This window comes from Actinophytocola sp., assembly GCF_035942955.1.
Classification (GTDB): Bacteria; Actinomycetota; Actinomycetes; order Mycobacteriales; family Pseudonocardiaceae; genus DASYTH01.
In genome coordinates this window covers 1-5,247 of the sequence record NZ_DASZCQ010000179.1, presented here as the reverse complement: position 1 = coordinate 5,247, position 5,247 = coordinate 1, and the positions used below count along the sequence as shown (strand labels likewise).

Sequence of the window (5,247 nt, the reverse complement as noted above, 5' to 3'; positions counted from 1 at the left end):
CCCCCCCCGCCCGCCGCCACTCACGTGGCGATCTTCGCGACTTTGCCGGGCTCGCCGATTCGGCTAGTCCGCGGTGAGCTCGGCCGGGCGGGCGTAGACGTCGACCATGGCGCCGTTGCGGAGCACGGTTATCGGCAGGTCCAGGCCGATGACCTCGGCGAACAGCTGGCGCTGGATGCCCTGGGCGTCGGAGATGCGTTCCCGGCCGACGGTGAGCACGAGGTCGCCGGGGCGCAGGCCGGCGCGGTGGGCGGGGCCGCCGGGGACGACCTCGACCACGCGCAGGCCGGCGCGCTGGCCGGTGCGTTCGGCGATGTCGTCCGGCAGCGGGGCGGGGGTGCCGACGACGCCGAGGTAGGCGCGGCGCACGCGGCCCTCGACCATGAGGGTGTCGACGATGCGGCGGGTGGTGGCGTTGACCGGGACGGCGAGGCCGAGGCCGAACCCGGCGACGGCGGTGTTGATCCCGACGACCCGCCCGGCGGAGTCGGCCAAAGCGCCGCCGGAGTTGCCGGGGTTGAGCGCCGCGTCGGTCTGGATCACGTTCTCGATCACCCGCCCGGCCCGGCTCGTGCGCACCGGCAGGGACCGGCCGAGCGCGCTGACCACGCCCGCGGTGACCGACCCGGCCAGGCCGAGCGGGCTGCCGACGGCCACGACGAGCTGCCCGACCACCAGCCGGTCGGCGTCGCCGAGCCGGGCGGCCCTTGGCGCGTCGCCGCGCGCCTTGAGCACGGCCAGGTCGGACAGTGGGTCGGAGCCGACCACGGCGAACGGCGCCTCGGACCCGTCGGAGAACGTCACGGTGCCGCGCCGGCCCGAGCCGATCACGTGCGCGTTGGTCAGCAGGTGGCCCTCGTCGGTGAACACGACGGCCGACCCGCCGCCGCGGCTGAGCGTCACGCTCGCCACATGCGGGGTCAGCGACGCGGCCACCGCGCTCACCGTGCGGGAGTACGAGTCAAGCAGCTCGGCGTCCGGCGGGGTGTGCAGCTCGGCGTTCTCGCTCATGCTCACCACCGCCTCGACACCCCGGAGGATTACACCGTTGCACGTACTACAAGTCTGCGCCAGACCCCGGTGTTCCCCGCGCCGCGTTCACCGCGAGCGAAACGGGTCCTCCTCGGCGGCCGGATCCCAGGACAGCCCGGGCACGCCCCAGCCGTTGCGCTTGAGCATGCGCTTGGACTCCTTGGTGTAGCGGCCGGTCAGCCGGCTCAGGTAGAGCAGCCCGTCGAGGTGGTCGGTCTCGTGCTGCAGGCAGCGCGCGAAGTAGCCGGTGCCCTCCGCCTCGATGGGCGCGCCGTCGAGGTCGACCCCGGTGACCTTGGCCCAGGATGCCCGGCCGGTCGGGAACGACTCGCCGGGCACCGAAAGGCAGCCCTCGAGGTCGGAGTCCGGGTCGGGCATGGTCTCCGGCCGCTCGGACGTCTCAAGCACCGGGTTGATCACCAGCCCGCGGCGCCGCGCCCCGTCGTCGTCCGGGCAGTCGTAGACGAACACCCGCAGGTCCACGCCGACCTGGTTGGCGGCCAGCCCCACGCCGTTGGCCGCGGCCATCGTGTCGAACATGTCGGCCACGAGCGTGCGCAGCTCGTCGTCGAACGTCTCGACGCGGCGGGTCGGTTGGTGCAGAACGGGATCGCCCACGATCCGGATCGGTCGAACGGCCATGGCACGACAGCTTAGGCAGTGGTTCTGCGCCATTGGCGGGGGCGGACGTGGTGTAATGACGGTCAGAATGACACTCGTGTGATTCCCGCGCCCGAGTTCGGGAGGTCGATGGGCACCGATGGACGCCGCTGAGTTGCCGGCCGAGCCCGGCGAACCGGCTCCCTCGCCCCCACGCGGTCCGGCCACCGGCGGTCTGACCGACCGGGAGCGCGACATCCTGGCGTTCGAGCGGCAGTGGTGGACCCACGCCGGGTCCAAGGAGCAGGCTATCCGAGAACGGTACGAGATCTCCGCCACCCGGTACTACCAGGTCCTCAACGGGCTGCTCGAGAAACGGGAGGCCTTGGAGGCCGATCCCATGCTGGTCAAGCGATTGCGCCGGCTGCGCACGCACCGGCAGCGGGCCCGCGCGGCCCGCCGGCTGGGAATCGAGCGGCCATGACGACTCAGGATCCCGGCGGCACCCGTCCCGCAAGGGCGGCGGGCCTGATGCTGATGGGCATCGCCGTGATCGCCGCCGTGCTCGGCGTGATCACGCTCATCGAGGGCGGCGCGGGCAACGCCGCGCCGCCGGACCTCCCGCCGACGTCGTCCACTGCCAACCCGCCCGGCACCCAGCCGAGCGGATCCGCGCAGCCCTCCTCGCCCACCAACCCGCCCCCGACGAGCCCGCCGCCGGGCAACAACCCCACGACCGAGCCGCCGCCCCAGCCCCCGCCGCCGCCCAACCCGCGCGACGTTTCGGTGCGGGTGTTCAACAACGGCACGATCCCGCGCCTGGCCGCCCAGGCCGCCAACGACTTCCGGGGCGACGGGTGGAACGTCGTCGAGGTCGGCAACTACCCGTTCGGGATCATCCCGACGAGCACGGTCTACTTCCGGACCGGCACCGAGGAGGAGGCCGCGGCACGGGAGCTGGGCGGCCGGTTCAACCTGCGGGTCGAGCCCCGCTTCGAGGGCATCGTGAACTCCGCGCCGGGCCTGATCGTCATCGTCACCAACGACTACGGCGGCAAGTAGCCTGCGCTCATGCAGCAGCTCGCGCGGCTCGAGCCGCCGGATGCCCAGGCCGGTCAACCGCTCGACGTGGTGCTCGACACCGACACGTACAACGAGATCGACGACCAGTTCGCGTTGGTCTACGCGCTGCTGTCGCCAGAGCGGATCCGGCTCCACGCGGTCTACGCTGCGCCGTTCCAGAACCGGACGACCACGCCCGAGGCCGGGATGCGGCGCAGCTACGACGAGATCGTCCGCATCCTCGGCCTGTTCGGCAGGGATCCCGCCGGCCTGGCCTTCGAGGGCTCCACGCGGTGGCTGACCGGCGCCGGCGCGGTGCCGAGCGCGGCGGCGTCCGACCTGATCGACCGGGCCGGCGGCCACGACGCCGCGGACCCGTTGTACGTCGTGGCGATCGGCGCCCCGACCAACGTCGCCAGCGCGCTGCTGACCGCCCCGGACCTCGCCGAGCAGATCGTCGTGGTGTGGCTGGGCGGAAACCCGACCACCTGGCACACGGCCGCGGAGTTCAACCTCGAGCAGGACCCGGACGCCTCGCGGGTGTTGTTCGACTCCGGCGTGCCGCTGGTCCACGTGCCGTGCCTCAACGTCACCGAGCACCTGCGCACCACGCTGGCCGAGATCGACTGGTTCGTCCGGCCGTGCGGGGCGCTCGGCGGCTACCTGGCCGGGATCTACGAGGCCTACTACACCGACCACTTCGGACGGTCCAAGGTGCTCTGGGACATCGGCGCGATCGCCTACCTGATCGACCCGGGCTGGACGCCGAGCGCGCTGGTGCACAGCCCGATCCTGACCGCGGACCTGACTTGGAGCCACGACCCGCGCCGGCACCTCGTCCGCGAGCTGCTCACCGTCGACCGCGACGCGATCTTCGGCGATCTGTTCCGCAAGTTGGGCGCCTACCGCGACTCGGCGTAGGCGGCCAGGGTGGCGAGCTGGGCCGGGTCCAGTGACGGGCGCACGGTTTCCCTGGCCTCGGCCAGGTGCGCGGCGGTCACCTCGGCCGCGTCCAGCGTTTCGCGCATCGCCGTGAGGGCGGCCTCGCGGATCAGCGCCGCGCAGTCGGCCGCCGAGTAGCCGTCGAGCTCGGCGGCGAGCGCCGGGAGGTCGACGTCGGCGGCGAGCGGGGTGTTCTTCCCGGCCGCGCGCAGGATCTCCAGCCGCGCCTCGGCGTCCGGCGGCGGCACGTAGACCAGCCGCTCCAGCCGGCCGGGGCGCAGCAGCGCGGGATCGACCAGCTCCGGCCGGTTGGTCGCGCCGAGCACCACCACGTCGCGCAGCGGCTCCACCCCGTCCAGCTCGGTGAGCAGCGCCGCCACCACCCGGTCGGCCACGCCCGAGTCGGCGGACTGGCCGCGGCGCGGGGCCAGCGCGTCGACCTCGTCGAGGAAGACCATGGCGGGCGTGGCCTCGGCGGCCCTGCGGAACAGCTCGCGCACCGCCCGCTCGGACTCGCCGACCCACTTGTCCAGCAGCTCGGCGCCCTTGACCGCGAGCACGTTGAGCTTGCCGGTGCCGGCCAGCGCACGCACCAGGTAGGTCTTGCCGCATCCGGGCGGCCCGTACAGCAGCAGCCCGCGCGGCGGCGAAACCCCGAGCCGGGCAAAGGAATCCGGGTACTGCAGCGGCCACAGCACGGCCTCGGTGAGCGACTGCTTCACCTCGGCCATGTCGCCGACGTCGTCCAGGGTCAGCCCGCCGGTCTGTAAGGTGTCCGATGTGGACATCGAGGTGGGCCGGATCGTCTCGAGCGCGCTGAGCAGGTCCGTGCCGGCGATCCGCGGCTCCTCGGCGTCCTTCTGCCGCAACGCCGCCCGCAGCGCGGCCTCGCGGCGCAACGCGATCAGGTCGGCGGCGACGAAGCCCGGCGTCCGCTCGGAGATCTGCCCGAAGTCCACATCGGACTCGACGGGCGCGTCCCGCAGCAGCACCCTGAGCAGCTCGGTGCGGGTCTTGCCGTCCGGCAGCGGCAGCATCAGCTCCCGGTCGAGCAGCTCGACGCCGCGCACCCGCGGGTCGACGGCCTCCGGGTGGGCGGTGGTGGCCACGATCGCCAGCCGCGGGGTGCGCACCGCGGCGCGCAGGGTGTCGATCACCACCGTGGCCAGCGGCGGCGGGCTGGTGGCCGGCACGAGGGCGTCCACGTCGTTGATCATCAGCACGGCGGGCGTGCCGGCGTCGACGTGCGAGCGCGCGGCCGCCACCGCGTCGGTGATCCGCCGCGCGGCGGCGTTGGCCTCCAGGGCGGCGACGGTCGGCGCGACCAGCTCGACCACCTTCGCGCCGACGTGGTGGGCCACCGAGTACACCAGGGTGGCCTTGCCGACCCCCTCCGGTCCGGAAAGCAGCACGCCCAGCCGCGGCGCCGCGCCCAGCCGCTGCAGCAGCTCGGGTCGCTGGAAGGCCAGCTCGAACCACTCGGTGAGCCGGCGCGCGGCGTCCTGGGCGCCGACCAGATCCGTGATCGGCGGGGGCGGCTGCGCGGGCTCGGGCCGCACCGCGAGATCCGCCACGGTTCCCGGGTCGGCGGCGGCCTCGGCCGAGGCCGCC

At 73.6% G+C, this 5,247-nt stretch carries 6 protein-coding genes; 3 read left to right on the top strand and 3 right to left on the bottom strand.

Going from position 1 to position 5,247, the window contains the following annotated elements:
• Positions 1–63: 63 nt before the first annotated feature.
• Entirely contained in the window at positions 64–1,011 is a 948-nt protein-coding gene (locus VGX25_RS17850) for a S1C family serine protease (RefSeq protein WP_326918939.1), read from the bottom strand.
• A gap of 87 nt (positions 1,012–1,098) precedes the next feature.
• Entirely contained in the window at positions 1,099–1,674 is a 576-nt protein-coding gene (locus VGX25_RS17845) for a peptide deformylase (protein ID WP_326918938.1), read from the bottom strand.
• Between the two features lie 118 nt (positions 1,675–1,792).
• On the opposite strand from VGX25_RS17845, the gene VGX25_RS17840 reads away from it, so the two are divergent.
• From VGX25_RS17840 to VGX25_RS17830, 3 genes are read left to right on the top strand one after another with little or no spacing between them, the layout of a single operon-like run.
• Complete coding sequence (locus VGX25_RS17840) at positions 1,793–2,116, top strand: DUF3263 domain-containing protein (RefSeq protein WP_326918937.1); 324 nt, start codon at positions 1,793–1,795, stop codon at positions 2,114–2,116.
• Complete coding sequence (locus VGX25_RS17835; protein WP_326918936.1) at positions 2,113–2,694, top strand: LytR C-terminal domain-containing protein; 582 nt, start codon at positions 2,113–2,115, stop codon at positions 2,692–2,694. Before VGX25_RS17840 ends, VGX25_RS17835 begins: the two co-directional genes overlap by 4 nt.
• 9 nt (positions 2,695–2,703) lie before the next feature.
• On the top strand, positions 2,704–3,615 hold the full coding sequence (locus tag VGX25_RS17830; RefSeq protein ID WP_326918935.1) for a nucleoside hydrolase: 912 nt from the start codon (positions 2,704–2,706) through the stop codon (positions 3,613–3,615).
• Here the strand turns inward: VGX25_RS17830 and VGX25_RS17825 are convergent.
• Positions 3,597–5,247 (bottom strand): AAA family ATPase (locus VGX25_RS17825; RefSeq protein ID WP_326918934.1); only part of this gene is annotated, 1,651 nt, incomplete at its 5' end. The genes VGX25_RS17830 and VGX25_RS17825 overlap by 19 nt on opposite strands.